Here is a 23702-nt window from a genome sequence, read left to right on the forward strand (position 1 = left end):
GCATCAGGGGGTCAGCCGCGCAGCGTGGCGCCGCCGTCGACGTACAGGTCACTCATCGCCACATGCCCGGCCTGCTCGGACAGCAGGAACATCACCGACTGGGCAACGTCCTCCGGCGTAGCCAGCTTGCGCAGGGGAATGCCCGCCTTGTAGGTGTCGAGGTTGCCGGCAATCACCCGCTCGGCACCGTACGCGTCTTCCCACATGCCGGTCTGCATGGCGGTCAGCGTCGAACCGGGTGCGACGATGTTGCAGCGGATGCCCAGTGGCGCCAGCTCCAGGCCCAGGCAACGGGTGAACATGGTCGCTGCCGCCTTCGAGGCAGCGTAGGCCGCCATGCCGTGACGCGGCACGCCTGCGGCGTTCGAGCTGACGGTGACGATGGCGCCCTGTCTGCGCGGTGACATCACCCGCGCCAGTGCGCGGCCGAGATGGAACACACCGTCAGCGTTGACTGAGAAAACACGGCGCCAATCGGCATCACAGGTATCCGTCACCGCGCCGACCTGCAGCACGCCGGCCACACTGGCCGCCAGGGCGATCGGTCCGATCTTCGCCTCTACCTGGTCGATGAGCGCATCGACCGCTGCGCTGTCGCTGACATCCAGCGCACAGGCATGGACGCGCTCGCCCACGATCGCAGGCGACTCGCGGTCGGTGGCCACCACCTGGCAGCCGGCGGCGACCAGCAGCTTCACCAGCGCGGTGCCGATCCCCCCGGCTGCGCCAGTCACCAGCGCCACGCGACCCTCAAAACCGGTCAACTGCATGTTGCGATCTCCTGTTGTTCATCCCGATGCCGCAGTCGCGCCGACAGCCATGGCGCGAGTTGCGCCACCGCATCACGGCCGGTCAGTTCGGCATGCAGGAACGGCAGTTCCAGCGCCTGCACCGTGCGCGCGTGCGCCTTCCACAGCGCCGACTGCAGCTGTGGTCGTGCCTGGTGGTCCCGCCCTGCGCGCACATGCACCAGGGTGCCGTCGAATGGCCGGTGGTGGTGCTCGCGGATCAGGCGGTTGGTTCCGGTGACCGCGCGCACCACGCCGTCCAGCACCACGTCGGGCAGGCTGCCCAGCGCACTGCCACCTCGACGCAGGAAGGCCAGGATGCGCTCGCGGCTGTCCAGTTCCGGGTGTGCGTCCGGATCGTGGCCGGCGATGGCCAGCAACGCCCGCAGCGCAGCGATCGGATCCGGCTCCGGCTCGGCCCGCCAGCATTCACTGGGATAGGCGTCGAGCAGCACCAGCTCGCCGACCTCGCGACCGATCTCGTGCAGGCGCACGGCCATCGCCTGGGCGATGATCCCCCCCACCGACCAGCCGAGCAGGTGCACCGGCCCGCGCGGCTGCAGGGTCACTACACGCTGCACGTACTCGTTGGCCATCGCCTCGATGCTGGCCGGCAGCGGCTGCGCGGCGTCCAGCGCCGGCGACTGCAGCCCGTACACGGCCCGCGCCGGTTGCAGCGCACGCGCCAGCGCGCGGTAATTCCAGGCGATGCCGCCTGCCGGGTGCAGCACGAACAGCGGCGAGGGTTCAGTCCCATCGGTCGTGGCCAACGCGATGACCGGGCCCAAGGCATGATCGGCCAGCATCGGGGGTTCGGCGATACGCCGGGCCAGCGCCGCCACCGTCGGCTCCGCGAACAGAACGCCGAGGCCCAGCTCGCAGCGCCAGCGCTGTTCGATGGCCAGCAGCAGGTGCACGGCCGAAAGCGAGTCGCCCCCAAGGCTGAAGAAGTCCGCATCCACCGCAACTGCCTGCTCAAGGCCCAGTGCCTGTGCGAACAAGGCAGCCAGCGCATGTTCCAGTGGCGTGCGCGGTGAGACACCGGTCATCCCGACCTGCGGCGGCTTCGGAAGCGCGCTGCGATCCAGCTTTCCGTTGGTGGTCACCGGCCAGTGATCGACTCCGACAAACGCCGACGGCACCATGTAGTCCGGCACGCGCGCGGCCAGGTGCGCGCGCAGGGCAGCGGCGTCGGCCATTGCCGCGGGCAAATAAGCGACCAGCCGCGGCTCACCGGGAAGGTCGTGGCGCAGCAGCACCTCCACGCGCACCATCCCAGGCAGCTCCCGCAGTGCCGCCTCGATTTCCCCCAGCTCGATGCGCAGACCGCGCAGCTTCACCTGATGGTCGCTGCGGCCCAGATACTCGACCGCCCCGTCGCTGCGCCAGCGTGCGACGTCCCCGGTGCGGTAGATGCGCTCGCCCGCGAGGAAGGGATCGGCCAGGAAACGTCCGGCGGTGAGATCGTCGCGGCCCAGGTAGCCTCGTGCCAGCTGCACGCCGCCGAGGTAGAGCTCGCCCGGCACGCCCACCGGCAAAGGCTGCATGCGTGCATCGAGCACATACAGGCGGGTGTTCCAGACCGGGAAGCCGATCGGCACCGGGCGTGAGCGATCGCCTGCCGGGGCCGGCCAGTAACTGACGTCCACCGCGGCTTCGGTAGGCCCATACAGGTTGTGCAGCTGCGCGTCGATGCGGGCATGGAAGCGGTCGCGCAGCGAGGCATCGAGCGCTTCGCCGCTGGTGAACACCCGACGCAGCTGCAGGCCCTGCGAGGCGGGCGCCGCGAGGAAGGCGTCCAGCATCGACGGGACGAAGTGGGCGGTGGTGATGCCCTGCGCGCGGATCAGCCGGCCCAGCTCGGTGGGATCACGATGCGCATCCGGACCCGCGAGAACCAGCGTTGCACCGCACAGCAGCGGCAGGAAGAACTCCCAGACCGACACGTCGAACGTGGCGGGCGTCTTCTGCAGCACGCGGTCGTCGGGGCCGAAGCCGTAGTGCTCGCGCATCCACAGCAGGCGGTTGACGATGGCGCGATGCTCGATGACCACGCCCTTGGGTTCGCCGGTCGAGCCGGAGGTGTAGATCACATAGGCCGCATCATCCGGCGCCGGGTCCGGCCAGGGCGCGGCAGCCCCCTGTGCCATCCATTGATCGGGCGGCAGCACCGGCACGCCTGCGGCCCGGTGCGCCATCGTGCTGTCGGCCAGCACGCAGGCCGGACGCGCCGAGCGCAGGATGCGCGCCAGGCGCTGGTCGGGATGTGCAGGATCCAGCGGAAGATAGGCGGCGCCGGCACGCAGCGCGGCCACCAGGGCGATGACCAGCTCCATCGAACGCGGCAGCGCGACCGCCACCACACTGCCCGGCCCCACCCCCAGCGCGCGCAGCTGTGCCGCCAGTGCGAAGCTGCGTGCCTCCAGCGCGGCATGCTCAAGCGTGGCGTCGCCGCAGACCAGCGCCGTTGCCTGAGGGTCGCGATCCATGCCCTGCTGCAACAGTTCCACCAGTGTGGTTGCAGGCAATGGATGGGTGGTCGCGTTGAAGCGGTGAACCACCTGCGTGACCTCTGCCGCGGTGGCCAGTGGCACGCTGGCAATGTCGTCGGCATCCAGCGCCGCCGACACGAAATGCAGCAGCCGTTGCGCATGCGCCTGCACGTCGGCGTCGCTGTACAGGGCGGGGTTCGCCTCGATCTCCAGATCCAGCAGCGCCTGGCCATCACCGCGGAAGCCCAGCACCAGATCCTCCACCGGCCCGGTGCACAGCACCTGCAGCGTGGCCTGCACGCCGGGCAGCGCCAGCGGCCTGTAGAACGGCTGTATGTTCACCAGCGGGCCATGCAGGCGCTGCTGCGCACCGACCAGGCCCAGATCGCGCCGCAGCTGTTCGCCGCGATACCGGCCATGCCTGCGGCTCTGGCTCAACTGCCGGCCGATGCCACGGGTGTAGCTTTCGACACTGCCCTCGGCAGCGGCCACGCGCAGCGGCAGCACGTTCATCACCATCGCGGGCACGCGCGCCGACGCGTTTCCCAGGCGCCCCATGTAGGGCACCCCCAGCACCACTTCCTCGGCCGCACTCATCCGCCGCAGGTACTCTGCCGCAAGTGCGGCCAGCACATCCGGCCACGGCTGCAGCCAGCGCACCGATGCCTGCAGCAGCTCTTCACGGAAGGCGGCATCCAGCGGCTGCACCCAGCGCAGCGCGTCATCACTGGCGGCGGCGATGCCGGCCAGACCAGCGGCGGCCGGCGCGTCCCGCAGGTGGTCGCGCCACCAGGCGCCGGCCATCTCGCGACGCGGATCGATGCGGTATGCCGCATCGTCGGCCAGTACACCGGCCAGGGGCGGCAGCGCATCGCCGCCGCGCCCGGCGTACAGCGCGCAGACACGATCGCTGAACAGTGCCATGCCATAGCCATCAGCGCCGAGATGGTGAACGCGCAGGTACCAGACCCAGCGCTGGCCTCCCAGTGCGTAGAGCGCCTGCTGGCTGATCCGGTCGCGGGTGGGATCGACCGGGCTCAGCCGGTCGGCCCGCATCGCGGCGTTGGCGTCGGCCACCGGATCGGCAGCGCTGGAAAGATCATGGACTGCCAGCAGCGGTACATGCGCCGGCTCATGCCATTGCAGCGGCTGGCCATCGCTGCCTTCCGTGAAGCGCAGTGCGAGCGCCTGCGCCTCTGCCGCCGCCTGGTTGGCGGCGGCCGTGAACGCCGCCACGTCCAGCGCGCCGTCGATCCATACGGCATGGGCCGTGTTGAATGCAGGGTTGTCGGGAGCCAGGCGCTGGGCATACCACAGCCCCGCCTGGGCCTCGGTCAATGCCACCGGTGAGGCTGGCGCTGCACCGTTCATGCGCCTTGTGCGGCCTGCAGCCGTTGCACCACCTGCCACCACTGGCGCAGCGTGGTGTGCTCGGCCAGCTGCGAGAACTCCAGCGGAAGGCCAGTATTGCTCCACGCAAGAACGAGGCCGAGCATGCGCATCGAATCCAGGTCGAGACCGATCAGGTTGTCGTCATCGCCGATGTCGGCCGGCTCGCATTCGAGCACGCGCGCCACGTCCGCGCGCATCCGTTCCAGGTCAAGCACATCGCCCGTCCTATCCATCACAGTGTCTCCAGCAGCTGGCCGGTGGTCATCGGTACGCCACAGGTCCGTGCGATCCAGTGCAGCGCCTGCTCATGATCGGCGCGCGAGAAGTCGGCGACCGCATCCGCGGCGATGAATGCCTCGATATCACGCTGGAAGGCTTCGACCACGGTCGCGGTGCAGCCGATATGCGCATACACACCGGTCACCAGCAGCTGGTCGCGCCCGCGCGCGCGCATCAGCGTCTCCAGGTTGCTGCGCTGGAACGCGCTGTAGCGATGCTTGACCAGTACGTGCTCGCCCGGCTGCGGGGCCAGCGCGGTGATGATCGGCTCATGTTCGTCACTCCGGCGCATGCCGGGCCCCCACAGGTCGGCCTGCAGGCCGCGGTCGCGCCGGTCCTGATCGCCATGCTGGGCGGTATAGAACACGGGAATTCCCTGCGCCCGGCAATGCGCCAGCAGGCGCGCGACGTTGTCCACGGCGGGGCGCAGCGGCTCGCTGTCCGCGTCGAACGCTGCCAGGAAGTAGCGTTGCATGTCGTGCACCAGCAACGCGATCCGCTCGCGCTGCGGGTGCCAGGGGCCGCGCGGCTGTGGTAACTCGCTGGCGGTCGGCAGGGAATATGAAGCAATGCGGGGCAGCGCCATCAGCGCGTTCCTCCTGTCTGTTGCAGATGACGCGCACGCAGCTGCGCACGCAGTTCGCGGCGGCTGATCTTGCCGACCGCTGTTGTATCGAAGCTGTCCACGAACACCACCTGGTCCGGCACCTTGAACGCCGCCAGCCCGCGCCCGCGCATCCAGGCCTTCAGTGCCGGCGCCGTGATCGGCTCGCCCTGGCGGATGACGAAGGCACAGCTGCGCTCGCCCAGGTACTCATCGGGAATGGACACCACCGCCGCATCGAACACACCCGGATGGGCCAGCAGATGGTCTTCGATCTCCTCGGCGGAGATCTTCTCGCCGGCACGGTTGATGTGGTCACCGGCACGCCCCTGCACCACCAGATATCCCCCGGGCAGCTGCTGCACGCGGTCGCCGGTGCGGTAGAAGCCGTCGTCGGTGAACGAGCGCGCGTTGGCCGCGGCATCGTTGTGGTACCCACGGATGGTGTACGGGCCGCGGGTCAACAGATGTCCGATCTCGCCCTCGGCAACCGGCTGGTCGTGGTCGTCGACCACACGGACCTCGTCGTCAGGGCTGATCGGACGTCCCTGGCAGGCCACCACCAGTTCCTCGGGATCGTCGAGGCGGGTGTAGTTCACCAGGCCTTCGGCCATGCCGAACACCTGCTGCAGCGTGCAGCCCAGGCCATCGATGACGCGCCGCGCGGCCTCCGGCACCAGTTTTGCGCCGCCCACCTGCAGCACCCGCAGGCTGGACAGATCGTGCTTCGTCGATGCCGCTGCCTGCGCCCACAGCAGGGCCAGCGGCGGCACCAGCCCACAGCAGGTCACCTTCTCGCGTGCAATCAGCGGGAACGCGACATCCGGGCCCGGCCCCGGACTGAGCACCACGCGGGCACCGGCATACAGCGCACCGAAGAAGCCCGGCGAGCTCATCGGAAAATTATGCGCGGCCGGCAATGCGACCAGATACACGCTGTCGCGGTCGATCCCGCAGATCGCGTTGCTGGCACGGAACGAATAGATGTAGTCGTCGTGCGTGCGCGGAATCAGCTTGGACAGGCCGGTGCTGCCACCTGACAGCTGCAGGAACGCCACCGACTGCGGATCCGGGTCGGCCGGCAGCTGGCTGCGGTCGCCCTGCAGGTTCGCCAGCCCGACGAACTCCTCCGCATCGCCGTCGATCACCACGTGGCGCAGGGCCGGCACCTCCGCCTGCAGTGCCCGTGCCAGCCCGCGATGATCGAAACCCTCGTGCACATCGGCGGTGACAAAGGCACTGGCCTCGGCCTTCGTGGCGAAGTGCACCAGCTCGGTGATGCGGTGCGCGGGCAACGCGTACACCGGTACCAGGCCGGCGCGGAACAGGCCGCAGACGGTGGCGATGAAGCCGGCGCTGTTGCCCAGCTGCACCAGCACCCGTTCACCGGGCTGCAGGCCCAGCGCCAGCAGGCCGCTGCCGATGCGCCCGGCCTCGTGCCACAGCTGCGCATAGCTCAGTCGGACATCACCTGCCACCACCGCGATGTCATCGGCGTAGCGTTCGGCGCGCTCGCGCAGGAAGGCCGGGAAGGTCTCCCCGCGCCAATGCCCCATCCGGCGATAGTGGGCGACCCGGTCTTCGGGCCATACCTGCTGCAATGGCAGGCGGGAAGGAGATCGGCTCATGCGAGGGGCTCGGTCGGGGGCGCGGGCTCACTGACGCCCAGCGCGTTCAACAGGGCAGCAAACTTCGCTGCGGTTTCGGCCACTTCGGCCTGCGGCTGCGACCCGGCGACGATGCCGGCGCCCGCATACAGGCGCAGCTGCGTGCCCTGCAGTCGTGCGCAGCGGATGGCGACGTACCAGTCGCCGTCGCCCTGCGCGTCCAGCCACCCCACGGCACCGGCGTAGAAACCGCGTGGAACCGGCTCCAGTTCGCGGATGCGCTGCAGCGCCGCCTGCTGCGGCGTGCCGCATACGGCGGGCGTGGGATGCAGTTGCGCCAGCAGGGCGGCGGCCGGCACCCGTGGATCCTTCAACGTGGCATGGATGCGGGTGCCCAGGTGCCACATGGTGGCCGTGGCATGCAGCACCGGCCGCGCCTGCGCGTCGATATGGCTGCAATAGGGAGAGAGGCCATCAACGATGGCCTCGACCACATGACGGTGCTCGTCGTGATCCTTGGCCGACGCCAGCAGGGTCTGCGCGGCACGCTCGTCCTGCACCGGATCCGCACTGCGTCGGGCTGAGCCGGCCAGCGGGTGCGACAGCACCTGCGCGCCGCGCTTGCGCAGCAGCAGCTCGGGCGTCGCCCCGACCAGCCATGCCGGGGCCTGGCCCAGCTCCACCGGCAGCGGCACCGCGTAGGTCGCCACCGACGGATCGGCTCCCAGTCTCGCCAGCAGCACATCGGGCGTCAGGGCGTGGCGTGTGTGTGCCAACAGGCTGCGCGCCAGTACCACCTTGTGCAGGTCCTGTCGGGGATCACGCAGGGCCTGTACTGCCCTATCCACCGCTGCGGCGTAGTCGTCCGCCGAAGGTTCGGCCTGCACGACACCCTCCAGCGCAGGCGCAGCCTGCGGCTGCACCGGCAACGCAGGCAGCACGCGTTCGGGCTGGTACAGCGCATCGTCGGCACGTGGCTCGAACGGAATCGCTCCGACCAGCAGGCCCGGCCCGCCCCGCTGCTGCGCGAAGAACGCAGCCACGCGTCCGGCCAGCGTCACCAGCGGACCGGACGCAAGCGCCGCACGACAGCCACGCGCATGCACATGCTGCCCTGCATGCTGCAGCAGGAACAGCGTGGGGTCATCCGCAGCCGGCAACGGCAACGGCGCCGTCTCCTGCCATGCATCGTCCCTGAGCGAATCGTTCATGTCGCCTCCTTCATCCGGTGCGCTGCCGCCAGCACGCACAGCAACAGCAGCAGCACACCGACCAGCAGATACGGCAGGCTCGGCCCGCCCCGATACAACAGCGTGCCGAGCATCGGCCCGACCACCATGCCCAGCCCCTGTGCCGCAGCGACCGTTCCGGCGGCGGCACCCTGTTCGTGTGCCTGCACCGCATCGGCGGCCAGCGCCTGGAACGACGGGAACACGAAGCCCATGCCGAATGCCGCCAGCGCATAGGCCGCCGGCAGCTGCCAGGACTGCTGCACGGCGGCGACCGAGGCGAAGCCGATACCGGCGATCAATGCACCCAGCACGATCCAGCGCCGCGGTGGCACCTCCAGCTTCATCACCAGTGCCTGCGCCAGGATCAGCCCGACGCCCACAGCGGTCAGTGCGATGCCGGCCATGCGCGCGCCTTCAGCCGCTGCCAGGCCGAGGCGATCGATCGCGAAGAAGCCGACCGTCACCTGCGCGATGGTCACCGACACCATTCCTAGGAACGCGGCCAGTTGGGGCAGCCGAAGGCGCCGGTCCAGACGGCGCAGGGGCGTCCGTCGTGCTGACGATGCCGCCGCTGCCGGCGCTGTCGAAGGCAGACGCCACGCCAGCAGTGCCAGCGCCAGCAGCGGCAACAGCGCGGCCACATACAGCGCCAGCGAAAGATGCGTGTAGGCCAGCCAGCCTGCTGCCGCCGGGCCCAGCACCATCCCCAGTGCATTGGCACTGCCCAGACGGGCGAGAAACTGCGTGCGCTGGCCGGCCGGCGCCTGGTCGGCGATCAAGGCTGCGGCCGTCGGTGGCACGGCGGCATAGAACAGCCCGATCAGCCCGCGCGCGCCCACCAGCACCAGCACCGACACAACCACCGGCGGCGTGACCTGCAGGGCCACATCGATGAACATGGCGAGCGCGAGGTAGACGCCGGTGTACGCGCCCATCGCCAGCAGCAGCACGCGCTTGCGACCGATGCGGTCGCTGAGTTGGCCCCAGCGGCGAGCCGCCAGCATCCACAGCACGCCGGCGGCCGTCACCGACAGGCCCGCGTGCCATTCGGACAGGCCCAGCAGCCGGACCACCGGGCCGATCACGGCGACGAAAGACATCATGGCCATGGTGCCGATCAGGGCCGCCAACACCAGGGCCGGCAAACCGGGAACGACGGGACGTGCGTGCATGGAACACCAGCCGTGACAGGGAAGGACGGCAGAACGCCAGCACGACGCTCCGCCCGATGCCGCCACGTCACGCAGCGGCACCATCCTTAAATGATAACGGCTCGTATTTGCATTTGATACCCATTCAATTGAATGGACCCGCAACAGCCGTGTCAGCGCGTCACACGCGGCGACAGCAGGCCGCGACGGCGGAACCACCACTCCAGCGGCAGCGTGACCAGCGGGGGGATGGCAGCAAGCAGGGCCAGCGCGCTGGCCCACCATGGCCAGCGCAGGCGCACTGCGGAGAACAGGGTCACGGCCACGTACACCAGGAACGCCACGCCATGCAGCGGCCCGAACACCTTGACCAGGGCGACGTTGGCCTGCGGGCCGTACTTCAGCCACATGCCCACCAGCAGGCCGGCCCAGGTGATGGCCTCGATGAAGGCAACCACGGCGAACAGCCGTCCGACGGGGTGCATGGGATTGCCCGGGGTCACATCGCGCTCCTGCAGGGACCGAAAATGCGAATGATACGCAGATGCGAACGTTCAGGACACCGTCGGGTCACACCCGCCCACATCGGTAGCGCCGGGCCATGCCCGGCGGGCGCAGCACAGCTACCGGGGGATATGCGGCAGCACCCGCTCCCCGATCTCGCGCAGCACGGCCTCCACCGGCCGGCCGTTGTCGACCAGATTGAACATCACATGCGCCACGCCCTGCCCATGCACGCGCAGCAGATAGTCACGCAGGCCATCGCGGCCGACCTTCAGGCCAAGCGGCAACGGCTCGGCGGGTGCCTGCGGGTCCGCCTGCAGGTCCAGCAGCATCGACTGCACGAACGGTCTGCCCGCCGCGCCCTGTTGCGCCAACGCCTGCTGCCACAGACCGATGCGTCCCTCCTGGGCAGCCTCCTCGCGGTGATAGGTGGCCCATCCTTCAGACTCCCGGGCGATCCACTGCAGGCTCTGCCTGGCGGTCCCCACCACCAGCATCGGAATGCGCGCGGCCGGCGCAGGCAGCACGTCGAAGCCTCCGGTCACCTGCAGCACGGCGGCCCGCTCGTGTGCCTGCGGCGACAGCGCCGCCCGCAGCAACGACCAGCGCTCACGGAACGTCGCGGCCCTGCCCTCCAGATCCTCGCCGAACGCGGCGAATTCCTCCGGGCGGTCACCCGAACCCAGGCCCAGCACGAAACGCCCGCCGCTGATGCGGTCCAGGCTCAAGGCCGACTTCGCCACCTGCAGCGGCTGGCGCAATGGCAGCACGATGGCTGCACTGCCAACCACGATGCGCTCTGTCGCCGCGGCCAGCATGCCCAGCCACAGGAAGGGATCATCCAGCGCGCTCGCGGTCGCCTCCGGTCCCTGCGGCACCATCAAGGGCACGTCGCGCGTCCACAACGCGGCAAAGCCGAGGTCATCGGCCAGCCGGGCGACACGCCGCGCCTCATGCGGATCGGCCAACCCGTGCGCCGCCACCGGCGTCATCAGTCCCAGGCTCAGGCCCTGTTCGGCAAACAGCGCAGCGTAGGCAGAATTGAAATCGCTCATGCTGCCAGCTTAGCGTGGAGCCCTGCCGCAGGTGCGTGCCAAGCCGGCGAGTTCACTGGGGTGGTGTGTCGGCAGCGGGTGCGGGCGGCGGACGTCATGCCCTGCTGCGCATCCTTCATGAGCAAACTGAATCAGCAGCCTCTGCGGTCATTCCTACAATGGCCTGTCACCCCGCCCTTCGAGATGCTGCCGATGCGCGTCGCGCTTTCCGTGTTGCTGCTGGCTTCGGCGCTGAGCGCCTGCACCCCGGCCCCGGTTTCCACCGCCAACTCCGCCGAGGCCCCCGCACCGGCGTCCGCCATCGCCTGGCGCCAGGGCGACGTCGACGACGCCTTCGCCGAAGCCGCCGACAGCGGCAAGCCGGTGCTGCTGTACTGGGGCGCGGTCTGGTGCCCACCGTGCAACCAGCTCAAGGCAGGTCTGTTCAAGGACCCGGCCTTCATCGCGCTGACCAGCAAATTCGTTCCCGTCTATCTGGATGGTGACGAGGAAGGTGCGCAGGCCTGGGGCGAGCGCTTCGGCGTGCGCGGCTATCCGACCCTGATCGTGCTGGACCCTCAGCGCAACGAAATCACCCGCGTAGCCGGCGGCAACGATGCCGCCGAACTGACCCGGGCACTGACCGTGGCCGCAGGCCGCCGCAGTGCCGTTGCCGCCACCCTGGCCACCGCATTGGCGACGCCGGAGCAACTGGCCGCCGAAGACTGGCAGGTGTTGGGCGACTACGGCTGGGAAGTCGACGCCAACCGCCTGGCCGGCGAACGCAACAGCCAGGACGTGCTGCGCCAGCTGTCCAAGGCCGCACCGGAGGCCGCCCTGCAGCGCCGTTTTGCTCTGCTTGCCTTGGCGACAGCCGAAAAGCCCAATGCCTCGCCCACCGAAGTGCGCGAGCTGCTGCAGGCGGTGCTGGCGCGCCCCGCGGAGGTGCGACGCAACCGCGAGCTGCTGGGCTATGCCGGCGTGCAGCTGGTCAAGCAGGCCAGTACCGGGCCGGCCACCAGCAACACCCTGGGACAGCAGCTGCTGGTCGCACTGGAGCGCGCAGACGCCGAGCGTGGCAACCGCGCCGACGACGCGTTGTCGCGCGCGCTGACCGAAGTGTCGCTGGCCCGACTGCAACAGCCCAAGGGCGCACTGCCCGCCACTCTGGTTGATCGGGTCAAGCAGCGCGTGGCGGCTGCCAATGCAGCCGCCACCGATGCGCATGCACGCCAGGCCACGATCAGCAGCGCGGTCTACGCACTGCGCCAGGTCGGCGACGACGCCGGCGCGGAGTCGCTGCTGCTGGCCGAGCTGAAGCGCAGCGAGCAGCCGTACTACTACATGCCTGAGCTGGCCGAACTGGCCGAGCAGCGCGGTGACACCGCCGGTGCGCTGGAGTGGCTGAAACGGGCCTACGACGGTGCGCAGGGCCCGGCGACCCGCGTGCAGTGGGGTGTGCTGTATGTGGAAGGCCTGCTGAAGCTGGCGCCGGACGATGCACCGCGCATCGAACAGGCGACCGCCTCGCTGATCGCCGAACTGGAGGCGCAGCCGTCGGGCTACCACCAGCGCACCCGCCAGCGCTTCGAGCGCCTGGCCGGGCAGCTGAAGGCATGGAGTGGCAAGCACCAGGGCGCGCAGACGCTGGCGCGGCTGCAGCAGCGGATGCAGCAGGCGTGCGGCAATCAGGTGGATGGGGCGTGCAGGGATTGGCTGGGTTGAGTGGATGATGGCGCAGGCGGGTTGACCTCAACCAATGTTGAGGTGCGATAACAGTCTCCCCACGGCCAGCCCGCTGGCCTTCGCTACGGAGACTGCTTCGATGTCGTACTCGCTTCCCCCGCTCCCCTATGCCTACGATGCCCTCGAACCGCATTTCGATGCGCGGACGATGGAGATCCACCACAGCAGGCACCACCAGACCTACGTCAACAACCTCAATGCCGCGGTCGAGCAGGCCGGCCTCGCCGAACAGCCGGTCGAGGCGCTGATCGCCCGCCTCGATGCCGTGCCGGAGGCCCAGCGCGGCGCGGTCCGGAACAACGGTGGCGGCCACGCCAACCACAGCCTGTTCTGGACCGTGCTCAGCGCACACGGCGGCACGCCCGATCAGGTGCTTGCGGCGGCGATTGACCGTGACCTCGGCGGCTTCGATGCCTTCAAGGATGCCTTCAGCGAGGCGGCGCTGACCCGCTTCGGCAGCGGCTGGGCCTGGCTGACCCGTGATCGCGATGGCCGCCTGCGGGTTGAAAGCAGCGCCAACCAGGACAACCCGCTGATGGGCGCGTCGGTCGGCCTGTCCGGCAACACGCCGATCCTCGGCCTGGATGTGTGGGAGCACGCGTATTACCTGCATTACCAGAACCGCCGTCCGGACTACATCGGGGCGTTCTTCAACATCATCGACTGGGCCGAAGTCGGTCGCCGTTACCGCCAGGCGGGCGGCGCATGAGCACCGGCATTCCCCATTACGCCGGGCCGTGGGCCGGGGTTTTCCCCGCCCCGGCCCCGGCACCCTCGGTCAGTCTGCCGCCGCGTGCATTGCGGCGGCTGCTCGGCCACTTCCCTACCGGCGTGGCCATCGTCTGCACCCGTGACGCACGGGGCAGACCGCTGGGCCTGACCATCAATTCCTTCGTGCCCGTGTCGCTGCAGCCGCCGCTGGTACTGTGGAACCTGGCCCTGCACGCACAGAGCCTGCAGGCCTTCCAGCGCGCGACGCGCTTCGCGATCAGCGTGCTGGCCGCGGACCAGGAAGCACTGGCGCGCACGTTCGCCGATCCCCAGGTGCGCAATCGTTTCGACGACGTACCCCTGCTTCCAGACGAAGACGACGCGCCGCCGCGCATCGCCGGCGCGGTCGCGCACCTGACCTGCACTCGTCATGCGCAATGGCCGGTGGGTGATCACCTGCTGCTGGCCGGCCGCATCATCGAGATCAACGAAACCGGCGGTGCGCCGCTGATGTTCCACCGTGGCCGCTTCCTGCCGGGGCCGCTGGACACCCTGCAGGAGGTGCGGACATGACCATCGAGGCACTGGAGGACCTGCTTGCCAACGGCCACGACAGCGCGCTGCTGCGCTTCGGGCTGGGCAAGGGTTGGCTCGACGCCGGCGATCCGGCGCGCGCGGCGACCCATCTGGGCCGCTGCGTGGCACTTGATCCGCAGTACTCGGCGGCGTGGAAACTGCTGGGCAAGGCCTGGCTGGCGGGTGGCCAGCCGCAGGCGGCTCGCGAGGCATGGCAACGGGGCCTGAGCGTGGCCAGCCACCAGGGCGACCAGCAGGCTCGCAGGGAAATGCAGGTGTTTCTGCGCCGGCTGCAGCGCGAACAGCCTGCGCCGCAGGAGGGCGCAGGCTGAGCCGGCCACACGGGCGGGCCGTATCGATCAGCCCGCGTTGGCCGGTGCCGGCGCCGGCATGATGTCCGGCATCGGCAGGCGGCGCGGCTTGCTCGGGAAGGCATGCCGCAGGATGCGCCACACCACCTGGCCGAACTGCCGCGGCAGCGAACCGTTGTTGTAGTGCTGACCGTAGCGAAGGCAGATCTCCTTCACTTCCTTGGCGATGGCCGCATAGCGGTTGGCCGGCAGATCCGGATAGAAGTGGTGTTCGATCTGGTGGCTGAGGTTGCCCGACAGCACGTTGATCAGGAAACCACCGCTGATGTTCGACGAGCCACGCAGCTGGCGCAGGTACCAGTGGCCACGCGATTCGTTGCGCAGGCACTCCTTGGGGAACGTCTCCGATTCAGCGGTGAAGTGGCCGCAGAAGATGATCACGTAGGTCCAGATGTTGCGCAGGCCGTTGGCGACCAGGTTGCCCAGCATCACGGTCAGGAAGAACGGGCCGGCCAGCAGCGGGAACAGCACGTAATCCTTCAGCACCTGGCGCAGCATCTTGCGCGCCACCGGACGGGTCTGCAGCCACATCGCGCGGCTGCTGATGCGGCCCTTCAGCCAGCGCCCCAGGCGCAGGTCCTGGGCAGCCACGCCCCACTGGAACAGCAGCGCGAAGATCGGTGCGATGATCGGCTGCAGCAGATAGAACGGCTTCCAGCGCTGTTCCGGGAAGATGCGCAGCAGGCCGTAACCGATGTCATCGTCCATGCCACGCACGTTGGTATAGGTGTGGTGGCGGAAATTGTGGGTCTTGCGCCAGTTGTCGGCGGTGGCAACGATGTCCCACTCGTAGGTGTTGCCGTTCAACTTCGGGTCGCCGGTCCAGTCGAACTGGCCGTGCATCACGTTGTGGCCCAGCTCCATGTTCTCCAGGATCTTCGACAGCGCCAGCATGAGCGTGCCGGCGATGGCGGCCGGCCACAGCAGCGGTGCCCACAGCAGCGGCGAGAACGCCGCCAGGAACAGCAGGCTGCGGCCGCCGACGCCGAACCAGCGCACGGCAGCGGCCACGCGCCGGATATAGCGCGTATCGGACGCGCCGAGACTGCCGATCACACGATCGCGGATCGCGTCGAGTTCCTGGCCGAAGGCGTTCATTTCGGCAGGACTCAGGGCACGGTCGGTAGCGCGGGTCATGGCAACGGTTCCTCAGAGATCCAGGGTCAGGTCGGTGGTCGGCGCACTCACACAGATCCGTACGGACTGCGCCGCTTCGGAATGCGTATCGCCGGTGCGCAGATGGCGGGTACCGCCACTGACGCGTTCACAGCTACAGCTGTTGCAGATGCCCATGCGGCAGCCGTGCCGGGGCTTGATGCCCTGCGCTTCCAGGCTCTCCAGCAGGGAGCGGCCGCGCGGCACGCGCAGCTGGCGCCCACTGCGTGCCAGGGTCAGCGACACCTCGCCTTCGCCGTCGGCATCCAGCAGCGGCGCGGGCGGCGTGAAGGCTTCCGCCTGGAAACCGGCAACCTGATGCGCAAGGCGGCGGCGCGCGGCGGCAACGAAGCCGTCCGGGCCACAGGCCAGTACATGGCGCTGTGCCAGCGGCGTGTCATCGCCGGGAATCTGCAGGGCGTGGGTATCGATGCGCGCGGCCGGCACCTCGCCCTCGCGGGTGGTCAGCAGGTGCACGCGCAGGCCCGGCGTCGCTGTCGCCAGCGTATGCAGTTCGTCACGGAACTGGATGGCGGCCGCTGTGCGTTCCCAGTAGAACAGGTCCACCGGCGCGCCCAGCGGTCGCTGGCAGGCCTCGCGCAGCAGGCTGCGCATCGGCGTGATGCCGCTGCCCGCCGCCAGCAGCAACACCGGCGCGGCGGCCGGCATATGGAAGTCACCGAAGGCGGCATCGATACGGAACAGGTCACCGGGCCGCGCCTGGTTCACCAGGTGCTGGCTGACCCGCCCCCCTTCCACGGCCTTGACGGTAATGGCCAGTTCGCGGCCACTCAGCGGGGTCGGGCTGTAGCTGCGCTGCCATACCCGCCCCTCAAGCTCGACGCCGAGGGTGACGTGCTGGCCGGCGCGCATGCCGGCCCAGTGCCGGTTGCAGCGCAGGATCAGGGTGGCCGCGCCCTCGCCCGCTGGTTCGCGTCGGACCAGGCGTGCCAAGGGCTCGCGCAGCGTCCACAACGGATTGATCTGGCCGGCCCAGAAATCGAACAGCGTGGGCGACAGCCAGCGGTGCAGGGAAAACGGGGACGGACGGACGACAGCGCTCATGGCAGCCACTATACGGGCGCACATACACCTGTGTATACACGTGTATATTGAACCGGATTGGGTATGATTCAGCCTTGCCCCACCGGAACCCTCATGGCCGCTGCCACCGTCCTGTCGATACCCGAAGATGCGCAGAGCCCGGCCCGCCGTACGGTGAGCCGCGAAGATCTGCTGGCCGCAGCCCTGAAGCTGATCGGCCCGCACCGCAGCCTGTCCACCCTCAGCCTGCGCGAGGTCGCGCGTGAGGCAGGCATCGCGCCGAACAGCTTCTACCGGCAGTTCCGCGACATGGACGAACTCGCCGTGGCCCTCATCGATGTGGCCGGCCGCTCGCTGCGCACCATCATCGGCGAGGCGCGGCAGCGCGCGACCTCCTCCGCCACCAGCGTAGTGCGGGTATCAGTGGAGACCTTCATGGAGCAGCTGCGCGCAGACGACAAGCTGCTGCACGTACTGCTGCGCGAAGGCGCAGTCGGTTCGGATGACTTCAAGCACGCCGTCGAGCGCGAGCTGCACTACTTCGAGGAAGAGCTGCAGCACGACCTGGTGCGCCTGGCGGCCCTCGACGGCGCGGTGCTGCATGCACCGGAACTGGTGGCCAAGGCGATCACCCGCCTGGTGTTCGCGATGGGCGCCACCGCGATGGACCTGCCGCCGGAGAAAGATCCGGAACTGGTCGAACAGATCTCCACGATGATCCGCATGATCATCGTCGGCGCCCGCACCCCGGCCGCCTTCCGCCGCGGCTGATCGCCAGGCTCCAGACCGTTGCCGCTTTGCGCCGGAATGCTGCAATGCAGTATTTCGAGACGTCGCCCCTCGGCCATCTGTGATTTGCGTCACGATTTAGATCGGTGAAATGGGGTTCGCCTCGCTTCGACAGGGGCTTCATGCCGTTTTCACTTCAGCAGGACTATCCAGCATGCGCGAGTTCCGCAGCTGAATAGGCCCTCCACAGCTGGATGGACGCCGCCGCAGGTTCTGGAAAAGTTGCATGGCTCTGCAGGCTGTCGCCCCGCAGAGTGTTGCCTTTGGCCTGTGGGGACGGGCCCCATCCAACGCATTGGAGAGATCCCATGTACACGATGAAGTCCGCTTCACGCGCCCTGCCCGCGCAGGTCGCTCCGCTTGCGCTGGCCCTGGCGGCCTGCGTCGGCGTGCCGCAGACAGGTCATGCCCAGTCAGTTTTTGTCCCGGCCGGCACCACGCTGACGGTGGATCCGGGAAGCCCCTATGAGGGCCGAGATTTTTCCGTCGAGGGAACATTGAACCTCAATGGCGTCAGTGTGGGTCGCGTGGGTGCCCGCGAGGGGGGCGTCGTCAATGCGACGGACACGACCATTACCAGCAATGCTTCGGGAGCGGGAGCATCGATAACCAACTCGCAGGGCCGCTTCCTCAGGTCGGAGATCGTCAATACGAGTGCCAGCGGCTTCGGCTTTTCAACCGGCGCACTGATTACCGCCCCCACCCCGCAGCCTCTCAGCTTCGTCCAGTTCATCGACAGCAAGGTGTCGGGTGCCGCCATTGGTGCTCAGGCCAGTGGTGGCGGCACCATCGTTGCCGAGCGCTCGACCTTCTCCGGAGCCATCGGCATGCGCAGCCTGGCCGGCTCGATCGAGCTGCGTGATGGCTCCGCCGCCATCGGCAGCGACATCGGCCTGCTACTGGGAAATTCCAGACTGAGCCAACCCCCCTATGCGGACCCTGCGGACTGGCGTGTACTGGTGGATGGATCACGCGTGGAGGGCACCACCGGTCCCGCCGTCAAGGTGAGAATCGAGAATGGCCGTGCTCCCGATCTGGCGCGCCTCACCGTCCAGAACGGCGCAACGCTCATCGGTGGCAACGGCAATCTGGTGGAAGTCGACCCCGATCTGGCACTCGATTTCACCGCCCGCACGTCCACCCTCAACGGCAACTTCGTCATCGCCGATACCGCCAGCACGACCCTGCGCTTCCTCGAGGGGCTGGTGCTGACCGGACAGATCACCGGCCCGGCCGAGGTGATCGTCGACCAGGGCGGACGCTGGACGCTGTCCGGTGACAGCAGCACCGGCAACCTCACCCTCGGCGCGGACAGCCACATCCTGCTCGGCGCGGAGGGTCAGGCGGCGTATCCGCAGTTGACCGTCAATGGCGATTACACCGGCAACGGCGGCACCCTGCATTTCAACACCGTGCTGGCCGGCGACGCCGCCGCGAGTTCGCGCCTGCATGTAACCGGTGCCACCAGCGGCGCCACCAACGTCATTGTCAACAACATCGCGGGCGCCGGCGCGCAGACGGCCGACGGCATCCTGCTGGTCCAGGTCGATGGCGCCAGCAACGGCAGCTTCGCGCTGCAGGGCCGCGCCATCGGCGGCATGTACGAGTACTTCCTGCACAAAGGCTCGGCCACGACGGCCAACGGCAACTGGTACCTGACCTCGGCCTACACGGGCAATCCATGCGATATCAATCCTTCCCTGCCGGAGTGCGATCCGGAGGATCCGGTGATTCCTCCTCCCGATCCTGACCCCGATCCCGAACCCGTGCTGCGCCCGGAGCCCGGTGCCTATCTGGCCAACCAGATCGCGGCCGAGCAGATGTTCCAGGTACGCCGCCACGATCGCGGCGAACCGGGCTTCGATCGTGCGCGCATCGGAACCTGGGTCCGCGCGGGTCGCGACCAGCTGCGGGCCAGCATTGCCGGCCAGGTCGATGCTCGCACGCATCTCAACGTCCTGCAGCTGGGCAGCGATCTGTGGCGCTGGAGCGACGGGCGCGGCCAGGTGGGCGTGATGCTCGGCACCGGTGACGCCACCACCCGCGCGGTCTCCATGCTGTCCGGCTATGGCACCCGCGGCAGGATCAAGGGCAAATCGGCAGGCGTGTACCTGGGCTGGGTGCAGGATGCACAGAGCAGCGGCGGTCTGTACGTGGACGGCTGGGTGCAGGCTGCCCGCTTCGACAATGATGTGCAGGGCGAGGGCATTGCGGCGGAAACCTACGATGCGGACGTCCGCAGCGCGTCGCTGGAGCTCGGCTACGCCTGGGCGATCCGCACCCGCGAGGCCAGCACTCTGTACCTGCAGCCGCAGGCACAGCTGACCTGGACCGACTACGACAGTGACAGCCTGGTTGAGGACAACGGAACGCGGGTCGAGGATGGCCGCAGCATCGGGCTGAACAGCCGGCTGGGTGTGCGTCTGTTTGGACAGAGCACCCTGCGCGGCAATCGCGTACAACCCTTCCTGGCGGTCAACTGGCTGCGCGGCCAGCGAGATCCCTCGATGCGCTTCAACGAAGAGCTGTTGAGCGCGAAGACGCCCGACAGCCGCTACGAAATGCAGGCGGGCGCGCAGCTGCAGCTGGGGCAACGCTGGAGTGCCTGGGGCGACCTGCGCGTGCAGCGCGGCGACAGCGGCTATCGCAACCACGGTGCACAGGTCGGCCTGCGCGCCGCCTGGTAACACCCGGCGTCCCGCCCGGAACACGCGCCTGAACACCCCTGCCGGATATGACATCCGGCAGGGGTGACGTCGTCTATTGTAATGTTATAACACCGTCATTCCTGATGAGGCGCCCTGTGCCGTGCCCATGAAAGCAGCGTCGCGCTTGATATAGCAATTGCTATATCTATGAGCATTTGCTTTCATGTACACCAGCCAGGTCGCCCTCGCCGCTCTCTTCCCCAAGGACGACGCCTCCATGCCCCACGCCGTGCCGCCGTGCCACCTTCCGCTGGCCACCGCCATCTTCTTTGCCCTGTCGACCCCGGTACTAGCCGGCACGCCCTCGCCCACGCAGCTGGACCGGGTGCAGGTCAAGGTCAGTACCGCCACGCGCAGCGAGCGCCTGCTTGCCGATGTGCCGATCCGTACCGAAGTGCTGCGCAGGGAGGACATCGCGCTGCGTGCGGCCACCGATTTCTCCCGTGCGGTCGAACTGATCAATGGCCTGCGCGTGGAAAGCAACTGCCAGAACTGCAACACCAGCGAAGTGCAGCTGCTGGGCCTGCCGGGTGCCTACAACCAGCTGCTGTTCGACGGCATCCCGCTGCTGTCCACGCTGGGCAGCGTGTACGGCCTGGAGCAGATTCCCGCCGGCTTCGTCGATCGCATCGAAGTGGTCAAGGGCGGTGGCTCGGCGCTGTATGGACCCGGCGCGGTGGCCGGCGTGATCAACCTGGTTCCGCCGCTGCCCTCGCGCAGTGGTGGCCATGTGCAGGCCGGCGTGGATGTGCTGCGTGGCACGCCGCAGAAGAATGCAGATGTCCGGCTGGATCTGGTCGCCGCGCAAATCGATGCCGGGCTGTCGGTGATCGCCCAGCGCAACTGGAACAGTGGCATCGACTACAACGGTGATGACTACACCGAGATCACGCGCAAGGATCTCAAGGTCGGTGGACTGCAGGCGTGGTATGCGCCCACACCGGGAACACGGCTGCGCGTGGACGTGCAGGTCACCGATGAAACCCGGCGCGGCGGCAACCGCCTTGACCAGCCGGAGTATCTGGCCAACATCGCAGAATCGCTCGACACCACGTACCGGCGTGGCAGCGTGTCCTGGGACCAGGAAGTAAGCCCGGACATCGACTTCCGCCTCGCCTATGCCTTCGCCGACATCGATCGCGACAGCTTCTATGGCGGTCTCGGCGATGTGGTCACCGACCCGTCGGCAGCCGGATACGATCCCTCCGAGCTGGACCCCACCGTGGCCGGCAGCGCCGCCTCGCGCTCCTGGCGGCAATACGGACGCACGCACAATCCGCTGCATTACCTCGACAGCCAGTTGAACTGGCGGCTGGGCGCGCATGCCCTGGCGTTCGGCGTGCAGTACAAGCACGAGCGCCTGCGCGACGACAACCGGACCGGTGACGGCCAGCGCCTGGCCGTGCTGGAGGACGCCAGCTTCCACAACCTGGGCGCCTTCGTGCAGGACGAATGGAGCCTGCGCGAGGACATCGACCTGGTGATCGGCGCGCGCGTGGACAAGAGTTCCGAACTGGACAACGCGGTGCTCTCACCGCGTGTCGCCTTGGCCTGGCAGGCCACGGAGAACCTGAAGTGGCGGGCGGGCATTGCCAGCGGATTCCGCGCACCGGAAATCTTCGTCGAGGATGTGCATGTGGACACGCTCGGTGGCGAGCAGGTGCGCGTGCGCAATGCCGACGGCCTGAAGGAGGAACGTGCGCTGACCACCCTGCTCGGCTTCGACTGGCGTTCGGATCCGGCCGAGCCGGTGTGGACGTGGGACGCCACCGCCTCCTACGCGCGCATCCGTGACACCTTTGCGCTGGGCGAGATCCTGCGCGGCGCCGATGGCCGGCTCGGCCAGCTGCGCTACAACGCCTCGGGCTCGGACGTACTGGGCATGGAAACCAATCTGGGCTGGCAACCCTCGCCGCAATGGCGTCTTACCGCGGGCGCATCGTGGTACCGCTCGCGCTTCCGCGAACCCCAGCGCATCTTCGATGACACCGGCGAGGGCGGCGACACCGTGATCGACAGCCGCGACTACCTCAAGACCCCTCGCTGGACCGGGCTGGCCCAGCTCGGCTGGTTGCCTTCAGAACCGTGGGAGACCTTCATCGCGCTGCGCCACACCGGTTCAATGCCGGTGCTGAACAACCGGTTGGGTGAACTGCACCGCACCCGTGCCTTCTGGGTGACCGACCTGGGCGCCCGTTGGCATCGCCACCTGGGGGTGGGCGCCGAACGGGAGGTGTCCGTGGCAGCCGGAGTCAAGAACGTATTCGACCAGCGGCAGAAGGATCTTGAAGCCGGCGCGCTGCGCGACAGCGACTACGTCTACGGGCCACGCTTCGCGCGCTCGTGGTATGTCAGCCTGCGCTATGCGTTCTGAAGCACTGCGCATTCTGCTGTGCGCGGGCAGCGTGCTGCTGGCCGCACCGGTGGCGGCAGAGAACCTGCACGCGCAGGTCTCGGCGTCGCTGATGCGACCGGAGGCGCGATCGCTGCGCCCGATGCAGTGGTCGCCGCCGCCGCAGTTGATCGCGCTGTACTTCGGCGCGGACTGGTGCGCGCCCTGCCATGCCTTCGTGCCGACCCTGCGCAGCGTGCGTGACGCACTGCGCGAGGCCGGTGCGGACACGGAGGTGGTCTACGTCAGCCAGGATGAGAGCGAGGCCGCGCTGCGCCGCTACATGCGCCACCAGGACATGCCGTGGCCGGTACTGGACCCGCGCAGGGCCGCGCGCATGCCGGTGCTGCAGGCCCTGGCCGGCCCCGCGCCGCCCAATCTGGTGCTGATCGACGCGGAAGGTCGCGTGCTGGCGAACGGTTGGCACGGACGGCGCTATGAGGGTCTGCAGCCCGTACTGAAGCTGTGGCGGGCACGGGCATGCGCACAGGAACAGGCGCGCTGCCCGCCGCTTGAGTGACCTGCGGTTGCTTCCACGGCCGCCGGGCATGGCCCGGCGCTACCCCTCCTTCCGAGCGCATGCAGCCGCCGGGCATGGCCCGGCGCTACCGCCACCCTTCAGATCGCGCGCGCCGGCCCTACCCGCCCTCGGCCTTGCGCACGAATGCTTCGAACAGAGCCAGCGTCTGCTCGCTGACGTGGTGCTCGATGCCTTCGGCATCGCGCCGGGCGGTATCGGCATCCACGCCCAGCGCCAACAGAAAGCGCTCCACCGTCTGGTGCCGCTGGCGACTGGCATGGGCCAGCGCCTCGCCCTCGGCGGTCAGGAAGACACCACGATAGGGCCGCTGCACGACCCAGCCGTCGCGGGCCAGCCGCCGCAGCATCTTCGCCACGGTCGGCTGGGCCACCCCCAGGCGGGTGGCGATGTCGACCTGGCGGGCCTCGCCGCCATCGGCCAGCAGGTCCGAGATCAGCTCGACATAGTCCTCCACCAGTTCCATCCGGTGCGCCTCGCGCACCTGCCGGAAGCTCTCGACCTGGCGCTCGGCCTCGATCAAGGGGGGATTCTTTGGCGATGTCGAATCGTCGCTCTTGCCCACGCGTGCGCCTGTCCTGCCGAAGTC

At 68.6% G+C, this 23702-nt stretch carries 20 protein-coding genes; 8 read left to right on the forward strand and 12 right to left on the reverse strand.

Annotated features, from left to right (window positions below; all coding sequences use genetic code 11):
* Window positions 1-11: 11 nt before the first annotated feature.
* The 9 genes from AC5P5M_RS12250 to AC5P5M_RS12290 all read right to left on the reverse strand — a co-directional run bounded on the left by AC5P5M_RS12250 (window position 12) and on the right by AC5P5M_RS12290 (window position 11104).
* Window positions 12-770, reverse strand: coding sequence for a 2,3-dihydro-2,3-dihydroxybenzoate dehydrogenase (locus AC5P5M_RS12250; protein WP_128987976.1), 759 nt, complete (start codon window positions 768-770; stop codon window positions 12-14).
* Window positions 761-4651 carry an amino acid adenylation domain-containing protein gene (locus AC5P5M_RS12255; RefSeq protein WP_495205955.1) on the reverse strand — a complete coding sequence of 1297 codons (3891 nt, stop codon included), beginning with the start codon at window positions 4649-4651 and terminating at the stop codon, window positions 761-763. The genes AC5P5M_RS12250 and AC5P5M_RS12255 overlap by 10 nt, the downstream gene beginning before the upstream one ends.
* A complete protein-coding gene (locus AC5P5M_RS12260; RefSeq protein WP_495205956.1) occupies window positions 4648-4905 on the reverse strand; it encodes a phosphopantetheine-binding protein in 258 nt (85 codons plus the stop codon). Before AC5P5M_RS12260 ends, AC5P5M_RS12255 begins: the two co-directional genes overlap by 4 nt.
* Window positions 4905-5537 carry an isochorismatase family protein gene (locus AC5P5M_RS12265; protein WP_180875289.1) on the reverse strand — a complete coding sequence of 211 codons (633 nt, stop codon included), beginning with the start codon at window positions 5535-5537 and terminating at the stop codon, window positions 4905-4907. Before AC5P5M_RS12265 ends, AC5P5M_RS12260 begins: the two co-directional genes overlap by 1 nt.
* A complete protein-coding gene (locus AC5P5M_RS12270) occupies window positions 5537-7183 on the reverse strand; it encodes a (2,3-dihydroxybenzoyl)adenylate synthase (protein WP_495205957.1) in 1647 nt (548 codons plus the stop codon). The genes AC5P5M_RS12265 and AC5P5M_RS12270 overlap by 1 nt, the downstream gene beginning before the upstream one ends.
* Window positions 7180-8373, reverse strand: coding sequence for an isochorismate synthase (locus AC5P5M_RS12275; RefSeq protein ID WP_128987973.1), 1194 nt, complete (start codon window positions 8371-8373; stop codon window positions 7180-7182). Before AC5P5M_RS12275 ends, AC5P5M_RS12270 begins: the two co-directional genes overlap by 4 nt.
* Window positions 8370-9566, reverse strand: coding sequence for an MFS transporter (locus AC5P5M_RS12280; RefSeq protein ID WP_065182925.1), 1197 nt, complete (start codon window positions 9564-9566; stop codon window positions 8370-8372). The genes AC5P5M_RS12275 and AC5P5M_RS12280 overlap by 4 nt, the downstream gene beginning before the upstream one ends.
* A 152-nt stretch (window positions 9567-9718) precedes the next feature.
* Window positions 9719-10030 carry a DUF3817 domain-containing protein gene (locus tag AC5P5M_RS12285; protein ID WP_277380751.1) on the reverse strand — a complete coding sequence of 104 codons (312 nt, stop codon included), beginning with the start codon at window positions 10028-10030 and terminating at the stop codon, window positions 9719-9721.
* A gap of 138 nt (window positions 10031-10168) precedes the next feature.
* The gene (locus AC5P5M_RS12290) at window positions 10169-11104 is read right to left on the reverse strand and encodes a TIGR03571 family LLM class oxidoreductase (RefSeq protein ID WP_495205958.1); all 936 of its coding nucleotides are present in this window, start codon (window positions 11102-11104) and stop codon (window positions 10169-10171) included.
* A gap of 183 nt (window positions 11105-11287) precedes the next feature.
* On the opposite strand from AC5P5M_RS12290, the gene AC5P5M_RS12295 reads away from it, so the two are divergent.
* From AC5P5M_RS12295 to AC5P5M_RS12310, 4 genes are all read left to right on the forward strand, one after another.
* Window positions 11288-12808 (forward strand): thioredoxin family protein, encoded by a 1521-nt coding sequence (locus AC5P5M_RS12295; protein WP_495205980.1) that lies wholly within the window; start codon window positions 11288-11290, stop codon window positions 12806-12808.
* Window positions 12809-12908: 100 nt separating this feature from the next.
* Window positions 12909-13538 carry a superoxide dismutase gene (locus tag AC5P5M_RS12300; RefSeq protein ID WP_495205959.1) on the forward strand — a complete coding sequence of 210 codons (630 nt, stop codon included), beginning with the start codon at window positions 12909-12911 and terminating at the stop codon, window positions 13536-13538.
* Window positions 13535-14113: a flavin reductase family protein gene (locus AC5P5M_RS12305; protein ID WP_495205960.1), complete on the forward strand. Its 579-nt coding sequence runs from the start codon at window positions 13535-13537 to the stop codon at window positions 14111-14113. Before AC5P5M_RS12300 ends, AC5P5M_RS12305 begins: the two co-directional genes overlap by 4 nt.
* Window positions 14110-14448, forward strand: a complete 339-nt coding sequence (locus tag AC5P5M_RS12310) for a tetratricopeptide repeat protein (protein WP_495205961.1) — start codon at window positions 14110-14112, stop codon at window positions 14446-14448. Before AC5P5M_RS12305 ends, AC5P5M_RS12310 begins: the two co-directional genes overlap by 4 nt.
* Window positions 14449-14475: 27 nt before the next feature.
* On the opposite strand, the gene AC5P5M_RS12315 is transcribed toward AC5P5M_RS12310, so the two are convergent.
* Window positions 14476-15624 (reverse strand): fatty acid desaturase family protein, encoded by a 1149-nt coding sequence (locus AC5P5M_RS12315; RefSeq protein ID WP_262100547.1) that lies wholly within the window; start codon window positions 15622-15624, stop codon window positions 14476-14478.
* A 12-nt stretch (window positions 15625-15636) separates the two neighbouring features.
* Complete coding sequence (locus AC5P5M_RS12320; RefSeq protein ID WP_495205962.1) at window positions 15637-16707, reverse strand: ferredoxin reductase; 1071 nt, start codon at window positions 16705-16707, stop codon at window positions 15637-15639.
* A 93-nt stretch (window positions 16708-16800) separates the two neighbouring features.
* Here AC5P5M_RS12320 and fabR point away from each other — a divergent pair, with 93 nt between their 5' ends.
* From fabR to AC5P5M_RS12340, 4 genes are all read left to right on the forward strand, one after another.
* Window positions 16801-17457, forward strand: a complete 657-nt coding sequence (fabR, locus tag AC5P5M_RS12325) for an HTH-type transcriptional repressor FabR (protein ID WP_053517811.1) — start codon at window positions 16801-16803, stop codon at window positions 17455-17457.
* A 335-nt stretch (window positions 17458-17792) separates the two neighbouring features.
* A complete protein-coding gene (locus AC5P5M_RS12330) occupies window positions 17793-20162 on the forward strand; it encodes an autotransporter family protein (RefSeq protein WP_495205963.1) in 2370 nt (789 codons plus the stop codon).
* Between the two features lie 238 nt (window positions 20163-20400).
* Window positions 20401-22557, forward strand: a complete 2157-nt coding sequence (locus AC5P5M_RS12335; RefSeq protein ID WP_495205981.1) for a TonB-dependent receptor plug domain-containing protein — start codon at window positions 20401-20403, stop codon at window positions 22555-22557.
* Window positions 22547-23095: a thioredoxin-like domain-containing protein gene (locus AC5P5M_RS12340; RefSeq protein ID WP_495205964.1), complete on the forward strand. Its 549-nt coding sequence runs from the start codon at window positions 22547-22549 to the stop codon at window positions 23093-23095. Before AC5P5M_RS12335 ends, AC5P5M_RS12340 begins: the two co-directional genes overlap by 11 nt.
* Window positions 23096-23213: 118 nt before the next feature.
* Here AC5P5M_RS12340 and mntR read toward each other — a convergent pair whose 3' ends face one another.
* The gene (gene mntR, locus AC5P5M_RS12345) at window positions 23214-23678 is read right to left on the reverse strand and encodes a manganese-binding transcriptional regulator MntR (protein ID WP_053517818.1); all 465 of its coding nucleotides are present in this window, start codon (window positions 23676-23678) and stop codon (window positions 23214-23216) included.
* Window positions 23679-23702 lie beyond the last annotated feature (24 nt).

The organism is Stenotrophomonas sp. YJH_SMC_106-19, from assembly GCF_059368375.1.

What these genes read in the sequence shown, in the direction of transcription:
- AC5P5M_RS12250 (WP_128987976.1), bottom strand. Translation starts at nt 770, where the DNA reads ATGCAGTTGACCGGTTTTGAGGGTCGCGTGGCGCTGGTGACTGGCGCA.
- AC5P5M_RS12330 (WP_495205963.1), top strand. Translation starts at nt 17,793, where the DNA reads ATGAAGTCCGCTTCACGCGCCCTGCCCGCGCAGGTCGCTCCGCTTGCG.
- AC5P5M_RS12290 (WP_495205958.1), bottom strand. Translation starts at nt 11,104, where the DNA reads ATGAGCGATTTCAATTCTGCCTACGCTGCGCTGTTTGCCGAACAGGGC.
- AC5P5M_RS12310 (WP_495205961.1), top strand. Translation starts at nt 14,110, where the DNA reads ATGACCATCGAGGCACTGGAGGACCTGCTTGCCAACGGCCACGACAGC.
- AC5P5M_RS12265 (WP_180875289.1), bottom strand. Translation starts at nt 5,537, where the DNA reads ATGGCGCTGCCCCGCATTGCTTCATATTCCCTGCCGACCGCCAGCGAG.
- AC5P5M_RS12285 (WP_277380751.1), bottom strand. Translation starts at nt 10,030, where the DNA reads ATGCACCCCGTCGGACGGCTGTTCGCCGTGGTTGCCTTCATCGAGGCC.
- AC5P5M_RS12305 (WP_495205960.1), top strand. Translation starts at nt 13,535, where the DNA reads ATGAGCACCGGCATTCCCCATTACGCCGGGCCGTGGGCCGGGGTTTTC.
- AC5P5M_RS12260 (WP_495205956.1), bottom strand. Translation starts at nt 4,905, where the DNA reads ATGGATAGGACGGGCGATGTGCTTGACCTGGAACGGATGCGCGCGGAC.
- AC5P5M_RS12300 (WP_495205959.1), top strand. Translation starts at nt 12,909, where the DNA reads ATGTCGTACTCGCTTCCCCCGCTCCCCTATGCCTACGATGCCCTCGAA.
- AC5P5M_RS12295 (WP_495205980.1), top strand. Translation starts at nt 11,288, where the DNA reads ATGCTGCCGATGCGCGTCGCGCTTTCCGTGTTGCTGCTGGCTTCGGCG.
- AC5P5M_RS12320 (WP_495205962.1), bottom strand. Translation starts at nt 16,707, where the DNA reads ATGAGCGCTGTCGTCCGTCCGTCCCCGTTTTCCCTGCACCGCTGGCTG.
- fabR (WP_053517811.1), top strand. Translation starts at nt 16,801, where the DNA reads ATGGCCGCTGCCACCGTCCTGTCGATACCCGAAGATGCGCAGAGCCCG.
- AC5P5M_RS12335 (WP_495205981.1), top strand. Translation starts at nt 20,401, where the DNA reads ATGCCCCACGCCGTGCCGCCGTGCCACCTTCCGCTGGCCACCGCCATC.
- AC5P5M_RS12315 (WP_262100547.1), bottom strand. Translation starts at nt 15,624, where the DNA reads ATGACCCGCGCTACCGACCGTGCCCTGAGTCCTGCCGAAATGAACGCC.
- AC5P5M_RS12280 (WP_065182925.1), bottom strand. Translation starts at nt 9,566, where the DNA reads ATGCACGCACGTCCCGTCGTTCCCGGTTTGCCGGCCCTGGTGTTGGCG.
- AC5P5M_RS12255 (WP_495205955.1), bottom strand. Translation starts at nt 4,651, where the DNA reads ATGAACGGTGCAGCGCCAGCCTCACCGGTGGCATTGACCGAGGCCCAG.
- AC5P5M_RS12275 (WP_128987973.1), bottom strand. Translation starts at nt 8,373, where the DNA reads ATGAACGATTCGCTCAGGGACGATGCATGGCAGGAGACGGCGCCGTTG.
- AC5P5M_RS12270 (WP_495205957.1), bottom strand. Translation starts at nt 7,183, where the DNA reads ATGAGCCGATCTCCTTCCCGCCTGCCATTGCAGCAGGTATGGCCCGAA.
- AC5P5M_RS12340 (WP_495205964.1), top strand. Translation starts at nt 22,547, where the DNA reads ATGCGTTCTGAAGCACTGCGCATTCTGCTGTGCGCGGGCAGCGTGCTG.